This is a genomic window from Bartonella bacilliformis KC583 (assembly GCF_000015445.1).
GTDB classification, from domain to species: Bacteria; Pseudomonadota; Alphaproteobacteria; order Rhizobiales; family Rhizobiaceae; genus Bartonella; species Bartonella bacilliformis.
The window spans coordinates 1,301,605-1,325,971 of the sequence record NC_008783.1; the positions used below are offsets into that span (position 1 = coordinate 1,301,605).

The 24,367-nt window shown below is 38.7% G+C and carries 22 protein-coding genes; 11 read left to right on the plus strand and 11 right to left on the minus strand.

Going from position 1 to position 24,367, the window contains the following annotated elements:
- The first annotated feature begins 353 nt into the window (after window positions 1–353).
- The 3 genes from rpsO to BARBAKC583_RS06130 all read left to right on the plus strand — a co-directional run bounded on the left by rpsO (window position 354) and on the right by BARBAKC583_RS06130 (window position 4,150).
- Window positions 354–623, plus strand: a complete 270-nt coding sequence (rpsO, locus tag BARBAKC583_RS06120) for a 30S ribosomal protein S15 (RefSeq protein WP_005767991.1) — start codon at window positions 354–356, stop codon at window positions 621–623.
- A gap of 254 nt (window positions 624–877) precedes the next feature.
- Window positions 878–3,079 (plus strand): polyribonucleotide nucleotidyltransferase, encoded by a 2,202-nt coding sequence (gene pnp / locus BARBAKC583_RS06125; protein ID WP_005767993.1) that lies wholly within the window; start codon window positions 878–880, stop codon window positions 3,077–3,079.
- Between the two features lie 72 nt (window positions 3,080–3,151).
- Window positions 3,152–4,150: a class I SAM-dependent methyltransferase gene (locus tag BARBAKC583_RS06130; protein WP_005767995.1), complete on the plus strand. Its 999-nt coding sequence runs from the start codon at window positions 3,152–3,154 to the stop codon at window positions 4,148–4,150.
- A gap of 17 nt (window positions 4,151–4,167) precedes the next feature.
- On the opposite strand, the gene hslU is transcribed toward BARBAKC583_RS06130, so the two are convergent.
- Both hslU and hslV read right to left on the minus strand, forming a co-directional pair.
- Entirely contained in the window at window positions 4,168–5,478 is a 1,311-nt protein-coding gene (gene hslU / locus BARBAKC583_RS06140; protein WP_005767996.1) for an ATP-dependent protease ATPase subunit HslU, read from the minus strand.
- Window positions 5,479–6,060, minus strand: coding sequence for an ATP-dependent protease subunit HslV (hslV, locus tag BARBAKC583_RS06145; protein WP_005767998.1), 582 nt, complete (start codon window positions 6,058–6,060; stop codon window positions 5,479–5,481).
- 200 nt (window positions 6,061–6,260) lie between these two features.
- Between hslV and BARBAKC583_RS06150 the strand changes: the two genes are divergently transcribed.
- The 5 genes from BARBAKC583_RS06150 (at window position 6,261) to BARBAKC583_RS06170 (ending at window position 11,705) form a co-directional block, all read left to right on the plus strand.
- Window positions 6,261–7,250 (plus strand): asparaginase, encoded by a 990-nt coding sequence (locus BARBAKC583_RS06150; RefSeq protein WP_011807436.1) that lies wholly within the window; start codon window positions 6,261–6,263, stop codon window positions 7,248–7,250.
- 179 nt (window positions 7,251–7,429) lie between these two features.
- The gene (gene coaA / locus BARBAKC583_RS06155; protein WP_005768003.1) at window positions 7,430–8,374 is read left to right on the plus strand and encodes a type I pantothenate kinase; all 945 of its coding nucleotides are present in this window, start codon (window positions 7,430–7,432) and stop codon (window positions 8,372–8,374) included.
- Between the two features lie 13 nt (window positions 8,375–8,387).
- On the plus strand, window positions 8,388–9,785 hold the full coding sequence (locus BARBAKC583_RS06160; RefSeq protein WP_011807437.1) for a leucyl aminopeptidase family protein: 1,398 nt from the start codon (window positions 8,388–8,390) through the stop codon (window positions 9,783–9,785).
- Between the two features lie 127 nt (window positions 9,786–9,912).
- Window positions 9,913–10,767 carry a C40 family peptidase gene (locus BARBAKC583_RS06165; RefSeq protein ID WP_005768006.1) on the plus strand — a complete coding sequence of 285 codons (855 nt, stop codon included), beginning with the start codon at window positions 9,913–9,915 and terminating at the stop codon, window positions 10,765–10,767.
- A 380-nt stretch (window positions 10,768–11,147) separates the two neighbouring features.
- On the plus strand, window positions 11,148–11,705 hold the full coding sequence (locus BARBAKC583_RS06170) for an SH3 domain-containing protein (RefSeq protein WP_005768008.1): 558 nt from the start codon (window positions 11,148–11,150) through the stop codon (window positions 11,703–11,705).
- Between the two features lie 52 nt (window positions 11,706–11,757).
- On the opposite strand, the gene irr is transcribed toward BARBAKC583_RS06170, so the two are convergent.
- Window positions 11,758–12,216, minus strand: a complete 459-nt coding sequence (gene irr, locus BARBAKC583_RS06175) for a Fur family transcriptional regulator Irr (protein WP_044051781.1) — start codon at window positions 12,214–12,216, stop codon at window positions 11,758–11,760.
- A 294-nt stretch (window positions 12,217–12,510) separates the two neighbouring features.
- On the opposite strand from irr, the gene fabA reads away from it, so the two are divergent.
- The 3 genes from fabA to fabI are packed head-to-tail and all read left to right on the plus strand — an operon-like array spanning window position 12,511 to window position 15,162.
- Window positions 12,511–13,020 carry a 3-hydroxyacyl-[acyl-carrier-protein] dehydratase FabA gene (gene fabA / locus BARBAKC583_RS06180; RefSeq protein ID WP_005768012.1) on the plus strand — a complete coding sequence of 170 codons (510 nt, stop codon included), beginning with the start codon at window positions 12,511–12,513 and terminating at the stop codon, window positions 13,018–13,020.
- 55 nt (window positions 13,021–13,075) lie between these two features.
- Complete coding sequence (gene fabB / locus BARBAKC583_RS06185) at window positions 13,076–14,296, plus strand: beta-ketoacyl-ACP synthase I (RefSeq protein ID WP_005768014.1); 1,221 nt, start codon at window positions 13,076–13,078, stop codon at window positions 14,294–14,296.
- A 47-nt stretch (window positions 14,297–14,343) separates the two neighbouring features.
- Complete coding sequence (fabI, locus tag BARBAKC583_RS06190; protein WP_005768015.1) at window positions 14,344–15,162, plus strand: enoyl-ACP reductase FabI; 819 nt, start codon at window positions 14,344–14,346, stop codon at window positions 15,160–15,162.
- Window positions 15,163–15,505: 343 nt separating this feature from the next.
- On the opposite strand, the gene cyoD is transcribed toward fabI, so the two are convergent.
- The 8 genes from cyoD to dnaA form a co-directional block, all read right to left on the minus strand.
- Window positions 15,506–15,877, minus strand: coding sequence for a cytochrome o ubiquinol oxidase subunit IV (gene cyoD / locus BARBAKC583_RS06195; RefSeq protein WP_005768019.1), 372 nt, complete (start codon window positions 15,875–15,877; stop codon window positions 15,506–15,508).
- The gene (locus tag BARBAKC583_RS06200) at window positions 15,877–16,542 is read right to left on the minus strand and encodes a cytochrome (ubi)quinol oxidase subunit III (protein WP_005768021.1); all 666 of its coding nucleotides are present in this window, start codon (window positions 16,540–16,542) and stop codon (window positions 15,877–15,879) included. The genes cyoD and BARBAKC583_RS06200 overlap by 1 nt, the downstream gene beginning before the upstream one ends.
- Window positions 16,539–18,557 (minus strand): cytochrome o ubiquinol oxidase subunit I, encoded by a 2,019-nt coding sequence (gene cyoB / locus BARBAKC583_RS06205; protein WP_005768023.1) that lies wholly within the window; start codon window positions 18,555–18,557, stop codon window positions 16,539–16,541. The genes BARBAKC583_RS06200 and cyoB overlap by 4 nt, the downstream gene beginning before the upstream one ends.
- Window positions 18,558–18,651: 94 nt before the next feature.
- A complete protein-coding gene (cyoA, locus tag BARBAKC583_RS06215) occupies window positions 18,652–19,623 on the minus strand; it encodes a ubiquinol oxidase subunit II (RefSeq protein WP_005768025.1) in 972 nt (323 codons plus the stop codon).
- 104 nt (window positions 19,624–19,727) lie between these two features.
- Window positions 19,728–20,204 (minus strand): type II 3-dehydroquinate dehydratase, encoded by a 477-nt coding sequence (aroQ, locus tag BARBAKC583_RS06220; protein ID WP_005768027.1) that lies wholly within the window; start codon window positions 20,202–20,204, stop codon window positions 19,728–19,730.
- Between the two features lie 37 nt (window positions 20,205–20,241).
- Complete coding sequence (gene recF / locus BARBAKC583_RS06225; protein ID WP_005768028.1) at window positions 20,242–21,399, minus strand: DNA replication/repair protein RecF; 1,158 nt, start codon at window positions 21,397–21,399, stop codon at window positions 20,242–20,244.
- A 12-nt stretch (window positions 21,400–21,411) separates the two neighbouring features.
- Window positions 21,412–22,533, minus strand: a complete 1,122-nt coding sequence (dnaN, locus tag BARBAKC583_RS06230; protein ID WP_005768031.1) for a DNA polymerase III subunit beta — start codon at window positions 22,531–22,533, stop codon at window positions 21,412–21,414.
- Between the two features lie 182 nt (window positions 22,534–22,715).
- Window positions 22,716–24,290 (minus strand): chromosomal replication initiator protein DnaA, encoded by a 1,575-nt coding sequence (gene dnaA, locus BARBAKC583_RS06235; RefSeq protein WP_011807439.1) that lies wholly within the window; start codon window positions 24,288–24,290, stop codon window positions 22,716–22,718.
- Window positions 24,291–24,367: the final 77 nt, after the last annotated feature.

Genomic DNA, 24,367 nt, shown 5'->3' on the forward strand with positions numbered 1-24,367 from the left:
ATCTCTATAATGAATCATCAACTGTGGTTATGTTGTGGTATTATTTATGCTGCTCAATTACGCGCAATCTTGTATCACTGGATACACTAATCGATTAAGATATTATGCACTTTTGTGCATCAGCTTTTGTAGCACAATGATTATAAAAATAATAATCCCTCCCATGTTGGTAACATTTTGCTCAAGAAGATCTTTAAGGTTTTCTCACAAAGACTAGCATTTTAATTTTCTTTCCTATATAAGTGGTCACAGTGAGTGAGAATTTTTGCTCCTCTTGTGACCTAACGACCCCTGCTGAACGACATCTCGGCTACGGGTGATTTTGTTTCTTCATTGTTTGAAAGGATTACACGATGTCGATTACAGCTGAACGTAAACAAGAGCTTATTACAGAATACGCAACCAAAGCTGGTGACACAGGATCACCAGAAGTGCAAGTTGCTGTTCTTTCTGAGCGTATTTCTAATTTGACCAATCACTTCAAATCTCATAAAAAAGATAACCATTCTCGTCGTGGTCTTTTAAAGATGGTTTCTCAACGTCGTCGCCTTCTTGATTACCTTAAAGAAGTTAATCATAGTCGTTACCAGGTGCTTATCGAAAAATTAGGCCTACGCCGTTAAAAAAGTGGGTATATGTTTTTGTTTTACAAAAACTACCCTCTTGATTTCAGTTCATTGCTTTCAGCCGAAAGCTAATAGGAAATTGTCATGTGGCAAAGTTACCAATAACCTTGTGTTTAAATTGTAATGTGCTTCTCCCCTTGTGAAAAACAAACGCATTTTGTTGATCTTGCCCACTGCTTTAAAAACATAACACATAGAATCAGAATGTGTGCACCGAGTCAATGCGAACACCTGGCTATTAAGGATAAAAAATGTTTAAAACCCATAAGGTAGAAATTGAGTGGGCCGGCCGGCCGCTCACCATCGAAACAGGAAGAGTTGCACGCCAAGCTGATGGTGCAGTTGTCGCTACCTACGGCGAAACCGTAGTTTTAGCAACTGTTGTTTCAGCCAAAGCTCCAAAACCAGATCAAGACTTTTTTCCACTCACCGTTAATTATCAAGAAAAAACTTATGCCGTTGGCAAAATACCTGGTGGTTATTTTAAACGTGAAAGCCGTCCGAGTGAAAATGAAACTTTAATTTCACGTTTAATTGATCGTCCGATCCGTCCTCTCTTTGTTGATGATTATAAAAACGACACGCAAGTTATTGTTTCCGTTATACAGCATGACCTAGAAAATAATCCTGATATTCTCTCTATGATTGCAGCTTCTGCTGCATTGACCTTGTCAGGAATTCCTTTCATGGGTCCTATTGCTGGTGCTCGCGTTGGCTATTGTAATGGGCACTATGTCCTCAATCCTACTCTTGATGAAATGCCCGAGTCAAAACTTGATCTTGTGGTTGCTGGAACAGAGAATGCCGTCTTAATGGTTGAATCAGAAGCACATGAATTATCTGAAGAAGTCATGTTGGGTGCAATCACATTTGGTCAAAAAGGCTTTCAACCGGTGATTGATGCAATCATTCAGCTTGCTGAAGTTGCTGCAAAAGAACCACGCGAGTTTATCCCCGAAGACTTCTCTGACTTAGAAAAAACTATGCTTAAAATGATCGAAAAAGATCTACGAAAAGCTTATACTATCACTGATAAACAGCAACGTTATGATGCGATTGATGCCATCAAAACAGAAATCCTCAGCAAGTTTGCGCCAGAAATGGAAGTAAATTGCGAGCTAACTGCAGATAAAATCGCAACTGTTTTCAAACGGTTACAAGCAAAAATTGTTCGCTGGAATATTCTTGACACTGGAAAACGCATTGATGGACGCGATCTTTCGACCGTACGTCCAATTCAGTCAGAAGTTGGTATTTTACCTCGTACACATGGATCAGCATTATTTACCCGCGGTGAAACACAAGCACTTGTTGTGGCAACATTAGGAACCAGCGAAGATGAACAATATGTCGATTTATTAACAGGTGTATGTAAAGAAACATTCTTACTCCATTACAATTTCCCCCCCTTTTCAGTAGGTGAAACAGGACGTCTTTCTTCTCCTGGCCGCCGTGAAATTGGTCACGGCAAGTTGGCATGGCGTGCTATTCATCCTATGTTGCCAACAAAAGAAGCTTTCCCCTACACTATTCGTGTCGTATCGGAAATTACTGAATCAAATGGGTCTTCTTCAATGGCAACTGTTTGCGGCACTTCACTCGCGCTCATGGATGCTGGTGTTCCTTTAGCACGTCCTGTTGCTGGTATTGCAATGGGTTTAATTAAAGAAGGTGAACGCTTTGTTATTCTTTCCGATATTTTGGGTGACGAAGATCATCTTGGTGATATGGACTTCAAAGTAGCAGGTACAAAAAATGGTATTACCTCCTTGCAAATGGATATAAAAATTGACGGTATCACTGAAGATATTATGAAAATTGCTCTTGAGCAGGCTAAAGATGGCCGAAACCATATTCTCAACGAAATGGCAAAAGCCTTAACCGATGCACGTACTGAGCTCAGCGAATTTTCTCCGCGTATCGAAATGATGACCATTCCCGTAGAAAAAATCCGCGAAGTTATCGGCTCTGGTGGTAAAGTTATCCGAGAAATTGTCGAACAAACTGGAGCAAAAATCAACATTGAAGATGATGGAACGATTAAAATTGCTTCTCCTGATACTAAATCCATTGAAACTGCTAAAAGTTGGATTCATTCAATCGTTGATGAACCTGAAGTCGGTACCATCTATCAAGGAACAGTTGTCAAAACTACAGAATTTGGTGCATTTATAAACTTTTTTGGCTCACATGATGGGCTCGTTCATATTTCTCAGCTCGCATCGAAACGCGTTGCAAAAACAACCGATGTTGTTAAAGAAGGAGATAAGGTTTGGGTTCAATTAATGGGTTTTGATGAACGTGGTAAAATCCGGTTATCGATGAAAGTTGTCGACCAACAAACTGGAAAAGAAATACCCCAGGATGACTTGATAAAAACAGAAAAAGAACAAAATCCTGATGAAAAGAATAAATCTGAGAAAAAGCGTCATAATAGGAAAAAAGAAGATTGATCTTCTTTTTTATCATAAAGTAAAATGTCGTTTACAATGTTGGAATAATATTTCTCTTTGAAAGAGTTAAATGTGTCACTGTTTTTACCCTTTAAAAACTATGACCTCTCCCTCCCTAACCCAGACCAATGTTGGCTGGGTTTTGGTATCACTGAAGTCCCTGACAGACAATGGATACAAAATCTTGAAATTATAACTTCTTGGCGCCCAGATTTTTTAAAATTTATTGACGCGAAATTTTGTTGCTACCCCCAAATAAACAAAAACTGCACATATTATGATGGTGGACTTCTACACTTAAATAAATATCGTTGTTTCAATCAAGACCGTTTTCTTGATTTGCTAACACATGTTAAACCAGGGGGATGGATTGTTATCAGTGGAAAAAAGACCACTGGTGCAGTCTCAATGATGAAATGGATTCAAAAAGTTATTCCTATCAGCAATAAATTATCCAAAAATCACGGTCTTGTATTTTGGCTTCAAGTGCCGCAACAAATAAATCAAGACAATATCCAACATTTGCGCTCATTTCCGATTAGTTTTGACAATAAATTTCAAACCACTTCTGGTATGTTTTCTCATGGTCGTATTGATCCAGGATCTGCTATGCTGGTCCGTCATATGCCAAAAGTTATTTCTGGAAAAACGGCTGATTTTGGTGCTGGCTGGGGCTTTCTTTCTTATTCTGCTCTTGAAATGAGCGAAAGCTTAACAGCACTCGACCTTTATGAAGCAGACTATAATGCTTTAGAAGCAGCCAAACAGCATATAAAGCATATTACAAGTCCTATTCCGATTAATTTTTATTGGCATGATATTGTTCATGAGCCCATCATAGACCTTTACGACACCATCATTTCAAACCCACCATTTCACACACCATGCACGACAGATATTTCATTAGGGAAGCATTTCATCACAAATGCTGCAAAATATCTAAAACCGGGAGGTCGGTTGCTTCTTGTTGCAAACCACCACCTCCCTTATGAAATATTGTTAAAAAGCCTTTTTCGCACAATTTTTATACATGAAGAAGCAAATGGCTTCAAAGTTATCGAAGCACGCTGATAAACAAATCATAGCGCCTAAAGAATAAAACGAGAAAGATCGACATCAGAAGCAAGTTCACCTACAGATTGTCTAACATAAGTAGCATCCACTTTAAATGAGGTACCGGCTTTATCAGGTGCTGTAAAAGAAATTTCATCTAAAACGCGTTCCATCACTGTTTGCAAACGACGGGCTCCAATATTTTCAATCCTTGCATTTAAATCAACAGCAATATCAGCTAAAGTATCAATAGCATCGTCAGTAATTTCTAAATGCACATCTTCTGTTGCCATTAAAGCAATATATTGCTTAATCAAACTGGCCTCAGGCTCGGTAAGAATACGCCGTAAATCTTCTTTCGTTAAAGCATTTAACTCCACACGAATAGGCAAACGACCTTGCAGCTCTGGCAATAAATCAGATGGCTTAGATACATGAAATGCACCAGAAGCAATGAAGAGAATGTGATCTGTTTTTATCTGCCCATATTTGGTAGCAACTATTGTTCCTTCAACCAAAGGCAAAAGATCTCTTTGTACCCCCTCACGCGAGATAGCGGCACCAGCTCCGCCATCTTGGGTTGCAATTTTGTCAATTTCATCAATAAAAACAATCCCATCATTTTCAGTAATGCACAATGCTTCTTGAATAATTTGATCTTGATCAAGAAGCTTTTCAGATTCATCATCAATTAATGGTTTGAAAGCATCCTTCACAGTTGTTTTACGTATTTTTGTACGACCACCAATCTTACCAAAAATATCTGACAAATTCATAATGCCCATTTGTGCACCTGGCATGCCAGGAATATCAAAAGTTGGCGCACTATTATTGCTATTATTAGCTACTTCAATCTCAATTTCTTTGTCATCCAATTCGCCTGCACGCAATTTCTGACGAAAATTGTCACGCGTAGCAGGACTTGCCGTTTTGCCAACAAGAGCTTCTAAGACTCGCTCTTCAGCATTAATATGCGCTCTTTCTTGCACCTCATCGCGTTTTTTTTCACGCACAAGAGAAATTGCTATTTCAACAAGATCACGAATAATCTGTTCAACATCACGCCCGACATAACCAACTTCTGTAAATTTAGTAGCTTCTACTTTCACAAAAGGCGCCCCAGCAAGTTTCGCTAATCGACGCGCTATCTCTGTTTTACCGACTCCTGTTGGCCCTATCATCAAAATATTTTTTGGCATCACTTCTTCACGTATCTGCCCTTCAAGTTGTTGTCGACGCCATCGATTGCGCAATGCGATAGCAACAGAACGCTTTGCATCCTTTTGGCCGATAATAAAACGATCAAGTTCAGAAACAATTTCACGAGGGGAAAACACAACACACATTTAAATAACTTTCTCCAAAGAAGACAACTCTGTATCCAATGTTTCAATGGTAAAATTGTCATTGGTATAAACACAAATTTCAGCAGCAATATTCATGGCTTTACGTGCAATAGCTTCTGCATCTAAATCCATATCCATAAGTGCCCGCGCAGCTGACAGAGCAAAATTACCCCCAGAACCAATCGCCATAATCCCATCTTTTGGCTCTAATACATCACCAAGGCCTGTTAAAACTAAGGTTGTTTTTTTATCAGCTACAAGCATCATCGCCTCAAGACGACGCAAATAGCGATCAGTACGCCAATCTTTTGCAAGTTCTACACATGCACGCATAAGCTGATTAGGATACTGCTCGAGCTTCATTCCTAAACGTTCTAACAATGTGAAAGCATCAGCCGTAGCCCCTGCAAAACCAGCAATAACTGTTCCATCTTTCCCAAGACGGCGCACTTTGCGTGCATTGCTTTTCATAATTGTTTGCCCAAGCGAAACCTGACCATCACCAGCTATAACAACTTTGCTACCTTTTCGTACAGTGATAATAGTTGTCCCATACATTCTATCAGGCTTATGTTCTCTCATAAGCTACTCCTTAATATTACTTCCCTTCATTAGATATAAAATCTAATCACCAATATCTCTATTTAAGGACATATACTAAAAAACACAACGACTAAGCATCTTTCAATTTATTTGAATCAGAGACAATGACATAATTGTTGTTCATTCAAATTATTGCTAAATAACTCTTGTAAACAGCACACATTGTTAAAAGGAAAATTATGAGAAAGATAGCAGTAGGAACATTGGGTGGAACAATTGCAATGGCAACGGATAGCTGTGGAAAAATGCAGCCAATTGTGACTTCAGATGCACTAATTAACAATATTCCTAGTTTAAAAAATATTGCTCATATTCATGCGCAAACATTAACACAATTGCCAAGTGGATCTCTATCTTTTAAAGTCCTTTTTGATACAATAGAGTGGGCAACACAACAAATCAAGGCTGGTGCAGATGGTATTGTTTTAACACAAGGCACTGATACATTAGAAGAGACAGCTTTTTTTCTTTCTCTTTACTGGAATAAACCTGAACCTATTGTTGTAACTGGTGCTATGCGTACACCCATTGATGCAGGTGCTGACGGACCCGCTAACCTTTTAGCTGCAATTCGTGTTGCTACTGACCAACAAAGCCGTAACAGAGGCGTCTTAGTTGTGATGAATGACACAATTCATTCACCTTATTGGGTACAAAAAAGCCATACCGTCAAAGTAGAAACATTTCAATCAGGTCCGGCAGGCACTTTAGGAACAATTTTAGAAGGAAATTTTTTTTACTTTAATAACCAAAATTTTTTCCCAACAACTTTCGAGCGTCCTCACAATCATGACCACCAAGTGGCACTCTTATATTCCTCTTTATCGTCTGACACAAACCTCATGAAGTTTTGTCTTGAAAGCGGACATTACGCAGGTCTCGTTATAGCTGGTTTTGGTTCAGGTCATTGCAGTTTTCAAGAAGCAGATATTGTACGACACTATGCCCCTAAAATACCAATCATCATCGCGAGCCGTTCTCATGATGGCTCAACCACCCGTACAACTTATGGCTATAAAGGTTCAGAAATCGATATGATTGCTTCTGGTGTTCTCATGTCTGGTTATTTATCAGCATTAAAAGCGCGTTTACTTTTATGGGCTTTTTTGGCACAAGGTTTATCGAAAGAACAAATCAGTACACATTGGAATGATTGGACTATCAGCTAAACAATATATTAAAAGAAAATGTGCCCAATAAAAGCTTTTTGAAAAAAAAGAACTGTCTTTTCATTCCTAATTATTGCCACTATTAGAAACAACACCTAGCAAAAGAAATTCTCAGCCAATAATAATAATTTGGGACCTCTATGTCAAAAACTGATCAAGAAGATGACCTGATCCGGTGCATGTATGAGAAATATTCTCCTTATAAAGTCTTCACTGCACAAGAATGGTCTCAATTTCGCGCAGATACACCACTGACTTTAACCTTCGATGAAATTAAACATTTACGATCACTTGATGATCCTGTCGACCTTGAAGAAGTGCAACGCATTTATCTCTCTTTGGCGCGTTTGCTATCATGTCATGTTGAAGCCATACAGAATCTATTCCAAAAGCGTCAACAATTTTTGCATCAAGAAAATATTAAAAAAAATCCTTTTATCATTGGTATTTCTGGCTCTGTTGCAGTAGGAAAATCAACAACTGCACGTATTCTTCAAGAACTTCTGAAACGTTGGGCATTCAACCTAAAAGTCGATTTAATCACGACTGATGGCTTTCTCTATCCTAATGCTGTATTGCAGAAAAAAAATCGCATGAATCGTAAAGGATTTCCTGATTCTTACGACATTAAAAAATTACTGCATTTTCTTTCTGCTATAAAAGCCGGCATTAGCAAGGTCAGCGCACCACTTTATTCACATATAACCTATGATGTATTAGAAGACCAAAAGGTTATTATTGACCATCCCGATATTTTAATTGTTGAGGGTGTCAATGTGCTTCAAGTTAATCGTTTTCCTAATGATAAAAGAATTGTGCCTTTTGTATCAGATTTTTTTGATTTTTCGATCTATGTGGATGCTGAAACAGATATGATTTGCTACTGGTACCTGGAACGTTTCAAACGTTTACGTAAAACAGCTTTTCAAAATCCTGAATCCTACTTTTATCGTTACGCACTATTAAGCGAAGAAGAAGCTTTAAAAATTGCTGAAAATATTTGGCGTACAATCAATCTAAAAAATTTACAAGAAAACATATTGCCAACACGATCCCGAGCTGACCTCATTCTACGGAAGGGAAAAAACCATTTAGTCGAATATGTCGCACTTCGAAAATTATAAAGGCCGAAAAAATATGCAACAATACCAAATCAATTTTACTTCAGAACGTGCTGACAACAGCTGTCCTATCTTCTTAATACACCCAAAAAATCTTAGTGATTTATCATTTGATGCGTCAACAACTGCGTGGATGAAAGTTAATGATTTTACTGGAAAAACAGGACAAATATTATTTGTGCCTCATGAAACAGGAACATTAAAAAAAGTTTTATTTGGGCTTGGCAATGATGAAGAGCCTTTCATCACTGGACTTCTTGCTAAACACCTGCCCACGGGCCATTGGCATTTGGAAGGAACGGCAGCAAATGAAATGAATAGCTATCTGGGATTAGCCTTAGGAAGCTATCAATTTAACCGCTATCACCAAAACCCCTCTTCCAAACAATTATCAATCCATGTCAATAATGTCATTAATCTTAACGAACTCAAACGCATTTTTGAAACTGTCTTTTTTGTTCGTGATCTCATTAATTGCCCTGCAAATGATATGAATCCTGAAACCTTGGAAACAGTAACACGCCAACTGGGAAAAACCTATAATGCTCATGTAACAAGCATTTGTGGAGATGAGCTCTTAACACAAAATTTTCCAATGATTCATGCTGTAGGACGAGCAAGCAACATCGCACCACGACTCATTGAATTACAGTGGGGACAAGAAAATCACCCCAAAATAACATTAGTTGGCAAAGGTGTAACTTTTGATACTGGAGGATTGGACATTAAATCAGCCAAAAACATGCTGCTCATGAAAAAAGATATGGGGGGAGGAGCACATGTTTTAGGACTGGCTAAACTTATAATGGATGCACAACTGCCTGTTCGTTTACAAGTTTTGATTCCAGCTGTTGAAAACGCAATTTCTGCTAATGCCTTCCGACCAGGCGATATTCTTCAAAGTCGTAAAGGTTTAAGTGTTGAAGTTGGCAATACAGATGCCGAAGGTCGACTTGTTCTTGCTGATGCACTCACTTATGGTGATGAAAAAAGCCCTCAATTTATGATTTGCATGGCAACTTTAACAGGAGCTGCTCGCGTAGCATTAGGTCCAGACCTTCCTGCATTTTATTGTCATGATCCTCTATGGGCACAAGAGATTTCTCAATCTGCTCACTCTGTTGCTGATCCTCTTTGGCAAATGCCTCTTTGGAAGCCTTATAAGGAGAAATTATCATCACAGATTGCTGATCTCAATAACACAACGGGTGACAGCTTCGCTGGCTCTATAACTGCTGCTTTATTTCTTAACTATTTTGTTGAAAAAGCTGAACATTTTGCTCATTTTGATCTTTTTGGGTGGGTACCAAAAGAAAAACCAGGCTATCCTGCTGGTGGCACAGCACAAGCTATACGCGCTCTTTATGATTTTTTTAAAAAAAACTATAAGACAAATGATTTATCAAGATCTTAAATTATATAAAATCAAAATAATGTTGTAATCCTGCCTTAAAAATAGATGATAACATACCATTTATATCGAAAGAAAAAACATCAACATAACTCACTGTCCTATTTTAAAAAAATGAAAGGTAATTTAGATGGAACATAAAGATCCACGGTTACACGCATTCAGAGATGATCTTGCAGACCAACGCCTTGAGCAAGAAGTCACTGCCAAACGCTTCGTTCAAGGAGAAAAAAAGCGTGTTGGTGTAGCTGTTGCTGGTTTGTTTAAAGATAAAAGTACAACAAGCGAAATGCAAACGGAGTGTCTTTTCGGGGAGGAGCTCTTGATATTTGAACAAGGAGAAACTCGGTCATGGGGTCAATCACTCAAAGATGGTTACGTAGGTTACATTGATACACAAGCTCTTGAGATACCAACAACAAAACAAACGCACATCGTTTCTGTGCCACGAACCTTTCAGTATTCACAAGCTGAACTACGTGGCCCCGTAAAAAGAACTTTATCTATGGGAAGCAAGGTAAGTGTTGTTGATGAAGTTGAAGTCCGTGATACACTCTATTCTGTTCTTGAAGATGGAACGGCTATTATTTCCCGACATCTTCGATCCATTGAACATGTATATGAAGATTATGTTGCCGTTGCACAAACTCTTATCCGTACGCCTTACCTTTGGGGTGGTGTCAGTGGCTTTGGAATTGATTGCTCAGGGCTTGTTCAATTATCTATGATGATGGCTGGTCACACGGTTTTACGTGATGCTGACATGCAGCAAAAAACTATAGGAAAACAACTCTCAGAAAATGAAAATCTTCAACGAGGCGATTTAATTTTCTGGCAAGGCCACGTTGCTATTATGTTCGATTATCAAAATATCATTCATGCCAATGGCAACTCGATGTATGTTACGATCGAACCTTTAGAGGAAGCAATCGCACGTATTGCCAAAAAAGATGGATATCCTGTAGCAAGACGCCGTCCATTTTAAAAATACTATCAACATCGTTTACGACATCTCGCATCACCAGACTGTTCCAACTCATCAGAGTGATGCGGTACGTTGTTACTTTCCTATATGCAAAAAAGCGTAGCTTTTCTCTCATTGAGACATCTGTTGACATAAAAATTTAATCAAAATATTTTATGTTATAGGTGTATTGTTTAGTATCAAAAGCCTTACATATCTGCAGTTTTCGTAAGAAAAAATGCATTACGACTATGATGAATTTTTGCTGATTTTATAGCAATTTGCCAATTATTTAGATCTCTTTAACTAGCTGTATGCCACAGCTTGAATTAACTTTTGAGTATGCCTTCCAAATCTTATAACTACATATCTATAAAAGAAGACAACAAAGGGATTTAAACGTGAAAAATTCTCTCTGGTTTCGCTTTTTCGTTCTCCTAACATGTGTGTCCATAACAGGAGGATTTTTATTCGCTTCCCTCACCTTTTCATATGCAGAGGTTTTGAATAAAAATTTTGGCCCTAGTGGTTTGCCACTCCCGCGATTTGTTTCAATTAAACCTGCCCGTGTTAATGTCCGCGTCGGCCCTGGTAGCAACTACGCCATTGTCTTTACTTACCAAAAGAAAGGCTTGCCTATTGAAATTATTCAAGAATATGATCAATGGCGTAAAATTCGTGATGCCGAGGGTGACGAGGGATGGGTTTATCAATCACTTTTATCGGGGAAACGAACTGCTATAACCATTCCATGGCAAAAAGATAAAACAAAAAGGCTTATGTTACGCAAAACGCCAACAGATAATGCACCACTTGTTGCAGAAGTAGAGCCTAATATTATCGGTAATATTCGTCAATGTGATGGATACTGGTGTGAATTGAGTATTGGTAAAGTCCGTGGATGGCTTCATCAAACCCAATTATGGGGGATTTATCCTGGTGAAAAAATTAAAAATTAACAAATTGTCCTAACACCCATTATGTTGAGTTTTTATCTCTTATCAAACGGACCTATTCTTGATCATCAGACTGGATTTTGGGTTTTAACCGAATGATCAAATCAACATGCACAATTTCCATATCTTCAGGTGGTTGAGGTAGATTTTCAATAATAGGAGATCCTTCTACATTATAAGGAATATCAAGAATACGATTTTCGCCCTCAATATAGAAATGATAATGATCAGATGTATTGGTATCAAACCAAGTTTTTGAACCTTCTACAGCAATAATCCGTAATAAACCGGCTTCAGTAAATTGATGAAGCGTATTATAAACAGTTGCTAAAGACACGGGTACGCCTGATCTAATTGCTTCTTCATATAATTCCTCAGCAGCAATATGGCGATTGCCTTGAAAAAAAATCATATGAGCAAGCTCCAATCGTTGGCGTGTTAATCGCAAACCATTTTTACGTAAATGCTCTTCCAGTTCAGATAAAGAATGATAATTCACAACTTTCTCACGGATATTTTTTTACCAAATTCTAAATTGTTTTACCCATTGACATATTATAAACTGCATCACATCTATATTTAAATAGGATCTAATATATTTAATAGGTCCGAAGTTCAATAAAATAAGGAGAGTACAAAGTATGAACTTTTCGTTTTATGCAAAAATAGCCTTTCGAGTGTAAGATGCATAAAAAAGATCTTTTGTCATTTTAAAATAGCATAAAATCATTTCCTTCTCTTTAAAATTTGCTCTAAAAAGCAAGTTGATACGAAGCGCAGAAAAATTACGTAAATAAAGGGAATAACAATGGCTGAAAGAAAGTCTTGCTACACTTATGAAGAGCTTCTGAGCTGCGCTCGCGGCGAAATGTTTGGTAAGGGTAATGCTCAACTACCTGCTCCACCAATGTTGATGATTAATCGAATCACTCAAATCAATGAGACTGGTGGTGAATATGATAAAGGAATGGTTCGTGCAGAATTTGACATAACGCCAGATCTATGGTTTTTTGCTTGTCATTTCATTGGCGATCCTGTTATGCCAGGATGTCTTGGGTTAGATGCTATGTGGCAATTAACAGGTTTTTTTCTTGGTTGGTTGGGCGAAAAAGGAAAAGGGCGCGCTATATCAACGGGCGAAGTGAAATTATCAGGTATGATAACTCCGAAAATTCAGCTGCTTGAATATGGAATAGATTTTAAACGTATTCGACGTGGAAATTTAGTCTTAGGAATTGCAGATGGATGGGTAAAGGCGGATGGAGAAGCCATTTATAAAGCCAGTGATTTGCGTGTTGCTCTGTTTAAAGAAGATTAGTATATTTCAATCAGATAGAACATTGTGTCACTCTGTATGAAACAAGGAGATGTAAATGCATCGTGTTGTTGTAACAGGAATGGGAATTGTCTCGGCAATTGGGAATGGAACACAGGATGTTTTAGCTAGTTTGCGCGCAGCAAAATCTGGAATTTCCTATGCACCAGAACATGCCGAATTAGGATTCCGTAGTCATGTTTATGCCAAACCGAATGTCGATATAGAAGCACTTGTTGATCGGCGAGCTATGCGTTTTCATGGTCGTGGAACAGCATGGAATCACATTGCTATGGACCAAGCAATTGTTGATGCAGGTTTAGAACCTCACGAAGTTTCTAATGAGCACACCGGTATTATTATGGGTTCTGGAGGGCCTTCAACGCGATCAATTGTTGAGGCTGCCGACATTACACGCCAAAAAGGTCCAAAACGTGTTGGTCCCTTTGCTGTGCCTAAAGCAATGAGTTCTACAGCTTCAGCAACTCTTGCAACTTTTTTTAAAATTAAAGGGGTTAATTATTCAATTTCTTCAGCCTGTGCTACATCCAGTCACTGCATTGGCAATGCTTATGAACTGATACAGTATGGAAAACAAAAACGTATCTTTGCAGGTGGCTGTGAAGATCTAGATTGGACATTGTCTGTTTTATTTGATGCCATGGGTGCTATGTCTAGCAAATATAACGATACGCCAGAAAAAGCTTCACGTGCCTACGACATGAATCGTGATGGATTTGTCATTGCTGGTGGAGCGGGTGTTTTGATTCTTGAAGAGTTAGCAGTTGCTAAGGCACGCGGTGCAAAAATCTACGGTGAGATTGTTGGTTATGGTGCTACATCAGATGGACATGATATGGTTGCTCCATCTGGAGAGGGAGCAGAGCGGTGCATGCGCATGGCGCTTGCAACCGTAAATAATAAAATTGATTATATCAATCCCCATGCAACAGCAACACCTGTTGGTGATCCCCCTGAGATAGAAGCAATTCGCCGTATCTTTGGAACAGGTGACCAATGTCCCCCAATTTCCGCTACAAAATCTTTAACTGGTCATTCTTTAGGCGCAGCGGGTGTTCAAGAAGCAATTTATACACTGTTAATGATGAATCATAATTTCATTTGCGAAAGCGCGCATATTGAAGAGCTTGATCCTGCTTTTTCAGATATGCCAATTATCCGTAAACGCTCTGATCATAAAGAACTTAATACCGTATTATCAAATACATTTGGCTTTGGCGGTACTAATGCAACGCTTGTTTTTCAGCGCTATGCATGAGTGGAAATTTTTAGCTGACTGCAAAACATAATCTTACGGAGAATAATATGAAAGGTTTGATGAAAGGCAAGCGCGGCCTTATTATGGGAGTTGCCAATGATCATTCAATTGCTTGGGGTATTGCATGTCAATTAGCCGAAGCCGGTGCTGAGTTGGCATTTACCTATCAAGGAGAAGCTTTTGGAAAACGTGTCCAGCCACTAGCAGAAAAACTTGGTTGCAAATTATTATTTGAGTGTGATGTTGAGAAAATTGAAACCGTTGACTATGTCTTTAAGTGCCTTGAAAAAGAATGGAAAACTATCGACTTTGTTGTCCATGCTATTGGTTTTTCCGATAAAGCACAACTAAAAAGGCGCTATGTTGATGTTACAACACGTGAAAATTTTGAACGTACAATGGTAATATCGGCTTATTCTTTCACTGAAGTCGCGCAATATGCTAGTAAGCTCATGCCTCATGGTGGTGCATTCTTAACACTGACATATGGAGCCTCGCAGCAAGTTGTTCCAAATTATAATGTTATGGGTATTGCTAAAGCTGCATTAGAAGCTATGGTACGTTATTTAGCAGCAGATTTTGGTCCCCAAAATATCCGCGTTAATGCAATTTCAGCTGGTCCTGTACGAACTTTAGCAGGTAATGGTATTGCGGCCGCACGAGCAATTTTTTCATATCAGCGTCGTAATTCACCACTACGCCGTACTGTAGATATCAATGAGATCGGGAAATCTGCTCTTTATTTGCTTTCTGATTTATCATCAGGTGTTACTGGTGAAATCCATTATGTTGATTCAGGATATAATATTATGTCTACGCCAACGCTTGAAGAATTAAAGCAAAGCGAAGAATCTCAAGAAGAATAATGATTCATAATATCGGAAAATAGCCAAAATTTTTATTTTAAAAACTCTTCAAGACTTTTAAAAGATATTTTGAATTTATAAAGAACGTGACTCTGCAGTAAGCAGAGTCATCTCTATATCTTCAGAATTAAATTAAAACTCTTATTCCTTGAAAGGCAACGAACCCTCTAGTAACGGCTTTCCTGGACCTGTGACGCGTTTGGTAGTTGCTCTGTATCTGACGATTGTTCCTTTAGCATCGGTGCATTTGGTAAACGATCTTCTGGCACTTGCGTATCTAATAACTTTTCCTCTGGTATCTCTGCACTTGGAAACGACTCTTTAGGTGTAGTTACATCCATTTCTAATGTCTCTGGTCTAATATCTCTGGCTCAACAATACGCCCTGATCCCCCCATCATATTATAGTTCAAATGAGAAATGGCCCACCAAGTACCCCCGATAATAATGGTGACACACGTCACTGCAAACCACAAAGCTACAAAATTCCATTTTGCATCTGGACCAGAATTCAAGTGCAAAAAGAAAATAATCTGCACGATAATCTGAATAATGGCCATGCCGATAAGATAGATAACCTTTGTGCTAATTGCCCACCCTTCCAGCATACCGTACATCACGGGTATAAAAGAGCAAAAAGTGAAAATTACAGCCAGAACAAATCCAACTAAATAAGAGCGAATACTTGGATCATGTGTTTCGTTATGCTCACTCATTATAATGCTCCTAACAAATAAACCATTGTGAAAACACCTATCCAAACGATATCAAGCATATGCCAAAAAATTGAAAGGCACGATAAACGTGTTTTATTATCTTGATCTAAACCATTACGACGCAAATGAATAAACATCACAACCATCCAAAGCAGACCAGCACTCACATGAAGACCGTGCATACCAACCAAAGCAAAAAATGCAGACCAATAAGCGGATAGAACTTCTCGCCCAAAAATCTGCTTACCTGTTTCAAGATCGATCCCAGCATAAGCAGTAGCATCATAATAGTACACTTCATGCAAAAGTTCATGAAATTCGTAAATTTCCATCCCAATAAAGATCAATCCAAGGACAAAGGTAACAGCCATCCATAAACGCACACCAGCAAGATTACACTTATGAACTTGTATCATCACAAATCCATAAGTCAGTGATGACAGCAATAAAACAGCGGTTTCAGCCAAAACAAAATTTAAATTAATAAATTCATTGCCAGCCTTTCCTCCACCATAAGCAGCAGAAAATACAGCAAAACTCGAAAAGAGCGTTGAGAAAGCAACCAAATCCGACAGGATATAAACCCAAAACCCAAATATCATTGTCGAACTATCGTCGTGGTGATGCTCATGCGGATGATCATCATGCATTGTTATCACACTCATGCTTTTACTCCTTGTTCTTTAAGAACAGCTGTGAAAATATCTTCCGTTTTTTGCACCTCTTCAGCAGGGATATAATAACCATGATGATTGCCCAATAATGAACGACACATAATTGTCGCAATAAAGCCAATGAGCCCAATCACCACAAGCCACCAAATATGCCAAACGAGAGAAAAAGCAACAATTAATGAAAAGAATGATGCTATAACTCCAGCCGATGTATTTGCAGGCATATGAATTTTTGAAAACCCACTTGTTGGACGCTGATAGCCTCTCTTTTTCATATCCCAATAAGCATCCTCAGCATGCACTGTTGGAATAATTGCAAAATTATAATCAGGAGGAGGTGAAGAAACAGACCATTCAAGCGTACGCGCATCACCCCAAGGATCATTAATAATTACTGGTAAGCGCCCTTTATGTTTAACACCATACCAAATTGCCAAAACAATTTGCAACACGAGACAGAGAATACCAATAAGGATAATACAAGCACCCAGTGCAGCAATAATAAACATCGGCTGCCAACCAGGTTCAATGTAATGTTGCAGACGACGCGTAGCGCCCATTAAACCAAGAATATAAACTGGGAAAAAAGCTAAATAAAAACCAACAAACCAGCACCAAAAAGATGCAATCCCCAAAGCGCGATTTGGTTTAACACCAAAAACTTTTGGAAACCAGAAAGCTAACCCACCCAAATAAGCAAAGACAACACCTCCAATAATTGTATGGTGGAAGTGTGCTATCAAAAACAGAGAATTATGAAATTGCCAATCAGCTGGCACAATTGACATCAAAACGCCGGTTAATCCACCACCAACGAATGTAAATATCATTCCTATGCACCAAAGCATCGGAGGTTCAAAGCGAATCCGCCCCTTATACATTGTGAACAGCCAATTAAAAATTTTCACACCGGTTGGGATCGAAATAATCATGGTCGCAATACCAAAGAAGGTATTTACAGCTTCACCACCTCCCATTGTAAAGAAGTGATGTCCCCAAACAAGAAGCGAAAGAACCAAAATAACGATAATCGCCCAAACCATTGAAGCATAACCAAAGAGACGTTTTGAAGAAAAAGTTGGCACGATCTCAGAAATAATTCCAAAAGCAGGAATAACCAAAACATAAACCTCAGGGTGACCAAAAATCCAGACATAATTAATCCACACCATTGGATTACCACCAGCTGTATTGGTAAAGAAATTCATACCTAAATAACGGTCACCCGCCAATAATAGGAACGCCACAGCTAAAACAGGATAAATAACCACAATAAGAATATTACTAACGAAAGCACCCCAACAAAAAACAGGCATTTTCAGCATGGTCATCCCAGGAGCACGCATTTTAATTATAGTTGCTATCAAATTAACTGATCCCATAGTCGTCCCAATACCAGCAAGCTGAAGCGACCATAAATAATAATCTACCCCTGTATCTGGACTATTTTGCAATCCTGAGAAGGGCGGATACATAAGCCATCCCCCCCGACCGAAATTGCCAATACCAAGCGATACGTTAATTAGTATCGCTGCAGCAACTGTAATCCAGAATCCGAAATTATTTGCAAATGGAAATGCAACATCACGAGCACCAATTTGAAGCGGTATAAGATAATTGAAAAGACCAAATAAAATTGGTGTTGCCATGAAGAAAATCATAATAACACCATGAGCTGAAAAAATTTGATCAAAATGATCCGGAGGTAAATAACCTGATTTTTCACTCCCAAGTGCCAAAGCTTGATGTGTCCGCATCATAATTGCATCAGCAAAACCACGAAACAGCATGATAATGCCAAGAACGACATACATAATGCCTATACGTTTATGATCAACTGTTGTGACCCAATTTCGCCAAAATACACCCCACCAACCAAGTACTGTTAAAGCAATAACAACGGATATACCACCGAGAACAATTGCAATACATGTATAAAGAACAATCGGCTCATGTGTCAGTGCATGAAAAGCACCTGCTGTAGGATCTGTGAGTCTTCCAAACATTTTTCAGCCCAATAAAAATAATTTCAGTATAAAAATAATTTCAGTTTTAAACAAACCCTTCTTTTAAAAAGGGTTTTTACTCAATTAATAATTCCTAAATAGCATCCGGATCAAAAACAGAACAAAGGGCACCCCAAAGTGTCTGAGCAGCAGCACGCTTCATTAAGTCCTCATTACATATCGTATTTTCATCAACACACCGATTAACAATCCGATAATAAAGCCGTTTCTCAACAGGTGCAAAATAACGCACTTCAGCATCTTTTTCTTTCGCGGCAATATCATTCATACGAGGCGCAATAGCAAGCTGACGATAAGATACACGATCAAGCTTTTGACCATTATCTCGAACCTTGGTCACCCAATCATTGAAATCCTCCAAAGACACAGAATGCCAATGGAAACGCATATGTGAAAAACCATCACCGCTATAATTTGCTGAATTTCCATTGAATATTCCTTTTTCATCAGCAACTAAATGCAATTTAGAATTCATCTGCGGCATAGCATAGAGAACAGTACCAAGTTTTGGTACCCAGAAAGCATTAAGAGAACTTTCTGACGTTAACTGTAGTAACACCTGACGATCTTTCGGTGCATAAATCTCATTAATCGATGCAATACCATATTCCGGATAAATAAATAACCACTTCCAATCTAAGGCTACAGCATTAACTTGCAAAAGCTTTTCCTCACCAGCAACTTCCACTGGAAGAGGATTTGAGGGTTCAAGCCTATAAGTATAATAAGCTGTCAAAGCACCTAGAATCACTATGATCGCAATTGGAACACCCCACATAAAAGCTTCAACTTTATTTGAATGTCCCCAATCAGGTAGATAATCTGCTTTCGTATTCGAAGCACGATATTTTATTGCCAAAACAATCACTGCAACCATCACAGGAATAACAACGCAAAGCATAACAAAAACGCATATAGCAATCAAAATAAGCTGTTGGCGCGCAACATATCCTGCCGGCTGAAGAACATCGATCTTGCAACCAGATAAAAGCAACCCTACTCCCAAAATTGTGAGCATCTCTATCTGTTTAACAAAGCTTCTCATCTTACCTGTCCCATTATATGCTTGGAAATTACCGAAAACAATAATGGCATTATTATAGGCATACTTTATTTATTCAACAAAAAGTTATCAAAAATTCTAAATACTTAAGTTAACAGTGTTTGATTGCTTCTTTTTTTATACCCATACCTAAGTTGTTTAGCGATATATTCAAGAGCAAACAAATATCCTTCATGACCACATCCAACAATGACAGCGTCTGCGCTTGCAGAAACGTAAGAATGATGACGAAAAGCTTCACGTCGATGAATATTCGATAAATGAACCTCAACTATGGGCCCTGAAAACATCTTTAACGCATCAAAAATCGCAATAGATGTGTGACCATAAGCAGCTGGATTAATAATCAACCCAGCACTCATACCAATTGCTTCTTGTATCCATTCCACCAATTGACCTTCACAATTAGTTTGATGACATTGCACCATAAATTCAAGCTTTTTTGCATAATCTTGGCAAGATTTTTCAATATATTCTAAAGTTTCAGTGCCATAAACTTCTGGTTCACGTTTACCCAAAAAATTTAAATTAGGGCCATTTAAAATCGTTATAACCGTGGACATGATAAGCCTCTTTTTTTCAATTATTAGCCTATACAACTTAAGTGCATATCTCTTCTTTTAACAAAGCTCCATCTTCAATTTCAAAAAATTCTGCCCGTCCTTTTAAGGAATCAAACAAAATACGATCTGTCCCCGTCATAAATGTTTGACCACCTAGATCATCAAGAATATCGAATAAAGCCGCACGCCGATAAAAATCAAGATGGGCAGCCATTTCATCAAGAAGAAAGATAGGCGCCATATTCGACATCACACCTGTTAGATGCGCATGACACAAAACTAAGCCTATTAACAAAGCTTTTTGTTCACCTGTTGAACATGATGCTGCAGCCATATTTTTATCAGCATAAAAAACTTGCAAATCTGTGCGATGTGGTCCTTCCAGTGTCCGTCCAGCAGCACGATCCATTGCACGATTGCGACGCAATCGGTCTAGAAACTCCTCTTCAACATCTACTGCTGACATCTTCCTTAGAGCTTCCTCCAAAGAACCATCAATTTGTAAAAAAGCTCTTGGAAAAGGTATAGATGCTGACATTTGCACAAACGTATCATTCAAGAGCTGAACAACATCAATCCGTGCTGCTGCAATAGCTGTCGCAAGCTCAGCCATCTGCATTTCCAGAGCGTTAAACCAAGCACGATCATCATTTCCATCTGCAAATAAACGATTCCGTGCGCGCATAGCCTTATCATAATCAGCTATACGCCGACCATGCAAGGAATCAATAGCCAAAACCATACGATCCAAAAAACGGCGTCGATCGAGTGTAGGTCCCATAAAAAGCCCATCCATAGAAGGAGTCAATGCGCTAATATGACAATAATCTGTCAAACAATCACACGCCTCATTCTCACCATTGATGTGTAACCTGCGATTGCTACCACCAGCTTCCAAAGCTGTACCAATACTCACTTCACCATAGAGAGCACATTGAAGGCGAGCAAACACAACAAACCCCTCTCCCTCACCCCTAGAACAGCTAACATCAGAATAAGCTGCACGCCGTAAACCACGGCCAGGAGCAAGAAAAGACAGTGCTTCTAGTAAATTGGTTTTACCCGCGCCGTTATGACCAGTAAAAACAACATGTCGGCTTGAAAAATTAACATTCAAAAAGTGATAATTACGATAATGCGCTAACTTCAGCTGTGTTACTGCCACTCTATGCACATGGCCAGCACTGCATTGCAAAACACATCATCCTTAAACACGAATGGGCATCAGCACATAAAGCGCATTTGTATCATGACTATCACGAATCAGCGCTGGCGCTCCAGCTTCATCCAACATAAAAACTATCTCATCACCTGAAAGCTGCGCAGCAATATCCAGGAGATATCGTGAATTAAAGCCTATTTCAAGCGGATCAGACGCATAATCTGCAACCAATTGATCCTCTGCACTCCCTGAATCAGGGTTATTTACCACAAATCTTAACTGCCCATTTTCAATCGTCAACTTTACTGCACGTCCACGATCACTTGAAATCGTAGAAACACGATCAACAGTAGAAGAAAAATCCCGCCGATTTACAGTCAATTTTTTATCATTTCCAAGAGGAATAACGCGTTGATATTCTGGGAATGTTCCATCAATTAATTTTGATGTCAAAACCACAGACCCTACAGAAAAACGAATTTTTGTTTCTGAAAGCTCTATACACACATAATTATCAGCTTCCTCTGAGAGAAGCCTTTGTAATTCCCCCACGGTTTTACGAGGAATAATAACACCTGGCATACCCTCGGATCCTGAAGGAGCTTCCATATCAACTTGTGCTAAACGATGACCATCAGTAGCAACTAAACGCAGTTTCAAAGCGCCATCATTAACGATATGAAAATAAATACCATTAAGGTAATAACGCGTTTCTTCAGTAGAAATAGCAAATTGCGTACAATCAAGCAGATGCTTTAAATCTGATGCTAATAAAGAAAAACGAAAATTAAACTGACCTGGAAGGGATTCAGGAAAATCCATTTTAGGAAATCCTTGAAGTCGAAAATTAGCAAAACCAGAGATAACAGACATTGTGTTTGGGCGGTCTGCATCAACAGCTAATATAATCTCGTTACCATCAGGAAGCTTACGAACAATATCATAAAGCAAATGCGCTGGGACAGTGATTCCCCCCGTTTGCTCAATGTGAGGAACTGAAAATTCCGTAATTTCTAAATCAAGATCTGTTGCTTTTAAGCGCATACCATCACTATCTGCGTCAATGAGTACATTCGACAAAATAGGAACAGTATTACGACGTTCAACCACACGGTGAACACAGCCAAGAGACTTTAAAAATTGATTGCGATCAATTGTAACGCGCATAAAAATCCCCGTTGATCATTGACTTCATAACTTTAGAAACTTGCTAAACTAAGAGTCTTTGATTCCTTAAAAGAATCACAAATCAAATTTTATTCAACCTCTTTTAAAATGGCAATAGGCACTGCATAAGCAAAAATAGTCAATCTCATCAACTTTCTATTCTTCTATTAAAGTTATCAATGCTATACAGTCTGCTCTCCAATTAATCGCTTAAGCAATTCAAGCTCTTTAGCTAAAGTCTGATCATCACAAACCAAATCTTCAATTTTACGTACTGCATGCAAGACTGTTGTATGATCACGTCCTCCAAAACGACGCCCAATTTCAGGCAATGAACGAGGTGTTAACACTTTTGCCAAATACATCGCTACTTGTCTTGGCTTAACAATCGTACGAGTACGACGATTAGACAATAAATCTTGCTTAGAAACATTATAATGGCGCGCAACAGTACGCTGAATTTCTTCAATTCGAATTCGCCTTAACTCACTTGAACGGGTCAAATGGCCTAATAATTCATCAACCCGCTGCAATGATAAATCAGTTTCAAAAGACTGACGAAACAATAATTGATTGAATGCTCCTTCAATATCACGACCTGATCCTAAAACCGTTTTAGCAATATACTCCAAAATATCGTCAGAAATCGCAATCGTATTATCATCTTGTTGTGCTATCTTTAATCGTTGGCGTAACATTTCCAAACGCATTTCATAATCCGGTGCTTCAATCTCAAGAGCTACCCCTCCTTGAAGACGAGATCTAACCCGAAGATCCAACGATTCTAATTCTGCTGGCGGACGATCTGCTGCAACCACAACCTGTTTTGCACTATCAAGCAACATATTGAGCAAATGACAAAATTCATACTGAATCGACCTTCCTTGTAAAAACTGCATATCATCAATGATCAAAAGATCAATATCACGAAGCTGTTCTTTAAAAGACAAAGCATCATTATCGCGAATCGCTGTTGCAAAACGCCACATAAAATATTCAGCAGTCAAATAAATAACCCGCGTAGACGTCAAACGCTTTAAAGCAGCGGCAGCAATAGCCTGCAATAAATGAGTCTTTCCCAAACCAACAGACGCATGAATAAAAAGAGGATTAAATCGCAAAGCACTTTTATGCCCTTCAGCAACCGAACGCGCCGCTGCTAATGCAACACGATTAGAAGCCCCTTCAACAAAACTGTCAAAAGTATAGCGAGAATCAAGTGGTGAACCAAAAACCCCCGTTTGCGTATTCCTTGCTGAATTCTCTGTATAATTCTCAACTAAAGGTAAAGCGTTTGATTTCTCCGACATAGGAAGAACAGGATTACCATTCGTCCTGCACACAACGTTTTTCGCAACACGCTTCATATCACGAACAATAACTTCAACACGAAGAATCGCAGAATTTTCCTGCTTCCATAAACCGGTTAAAAGAGAGCCATAATGATTATTAATCCAAGAACGTAAAAACGCTGTAGGAACAGAAAGTTTCACAAGATTACGATTATATTCGGAAAGCTTCAAACGGCCAAACCAACTGGTATAAGCTTCAATACCAACTTGCGTTTTCAACTGCGCCATCACACGTGCAAAAGCAGCTGCTCCTTCCTCTTCTGAAATAACCGGATATTCCACAGAAGTATTTGCACTAACTGGTTCACTGATATCCATCATTTTATTTACCATTTCCTCCGTCGATAAGATATCCACTGAAACTCTTTTTAAGGAACTAACTTTCGAACTCAATTTATCCACCATTTTCATATCGATAAAAACCATACTCCCACTTTGCTAAACAAAGAAATTGAAGCAGAGTAGAACACCCTTCCCCATAA

Coding starts and splice junctions, on each gene's coding strand:
- rpsO (WP_005767991.1), top strand. CDS start 354: ATGTCGATTACAGCTGAACGTAAACAAGAGCTTATTACAGAATACGCA.
- pnp (WP_005767993.1), top strand. CDS start 878: ATGTTTAAAACCCATAAGGTAGAAATTGAGTGGGCCGGCCGGCCGCTC.
- hslU (WP_005767996.1), bottom strand. CDS start 5,478: ATGTGTGTTGTGTTTTCCCCTCGTGAAATTGTTTCTGAACTTGATCGT.
- hslV (WP_005767998.1), bottom strand. CDS start 6,060: ATGAGAGAACATAAGCCTGATAGAATGTATGGGACAACTATTATCACT.
- BARBAKC583_RS06150 (WP_011807436.1), top strand. CDS start 6,261: ATGAGAAAGATAGCAGTAGGAACATTGGGTGGAACAATTGCAATGGCA.
- coaA (WP_005768003.1), top strand. CDS start 7,430: ATGTATGAGAAATATTCTCCTTATAAAGTCTTCACTGCACAAGAATGG.
- BARBAKC583_RS06160 (WP_011807437.1), top strand. CDS start 8,388: ATGCAACAATACCAAATCAATTTTACTTCAGAACGTGCTGACAACAGC.
- BARBAKC583_RS06165 (WP_005768006.1), top strand. CDS start 9,913: ATGGAACATAAAGATCCACGGTTACACGCATTCAGAGATGATCTTGCA.
- fabA (WP_005768012.1), top strand. CDS start 12,511: ATGGCTGAAAGAAAGTCTTGCTACACTTATGAAGAGCTTCTGAGCTGC.
- fabB (WP_005768014.1), top strand. CDS start 13,076: ATGCATCGTGTTGTTGTAACAGGAATGGGAATTGTCTCGGCAATTGGG.
- fabI (WP_005768015.1), top strand. CDS start 14,344: ATGAAAGGTTTGATGAAAGGCAAGCGCGGCCTTATTATGGGAGTTGCC.
- cyoD (WP_005768019.1), bottom strand. CDS start 15,877: ATGAGTGAGCATAACGAAACACATGATCCAAGTATTCGCTCTTATTTA.
- BARBAKC583_RS06200 (WP_005768021.1), bottom strand. CDS start 16,542: ATGAGTGTGATAACAATGCATGATGATCATCCGCATGAGCATCACCAC.
- cyoB (WP_005768023.1), bottom strand. CDS start 18,557: ATGTTTGGAAGACTCACAGATCCTACAGCAGGTGCTTTTCATGCACTG.
- cyoA (WP_005768025.1), bottom strand. CDS start 19,623: ATGAGAAGCTTTGTTAAACAGATAGAGATGCTCACAATTTTGGGAGTA.
- aroQ (WP_005768027.1), bottom strand. CDS start 20,204: ATGTCCACGGTTATAACGATTTTAAATGGCCCTAATTTAAATTTTTTG.
- dnaN (WP_005768031.1), bottom strand. CDS start 22,533: ATGCGCGTTACAATTGATCGCAATCAATTTTTAAAGTCTCTTGGCTGT.
- dnaA (WP_011807439.1), bottom strand. CDS start 24,290: ATGGTGGATAAATTGAGTTCGAAAGTTAGTTCCTTAAAAAGAGTTTCA.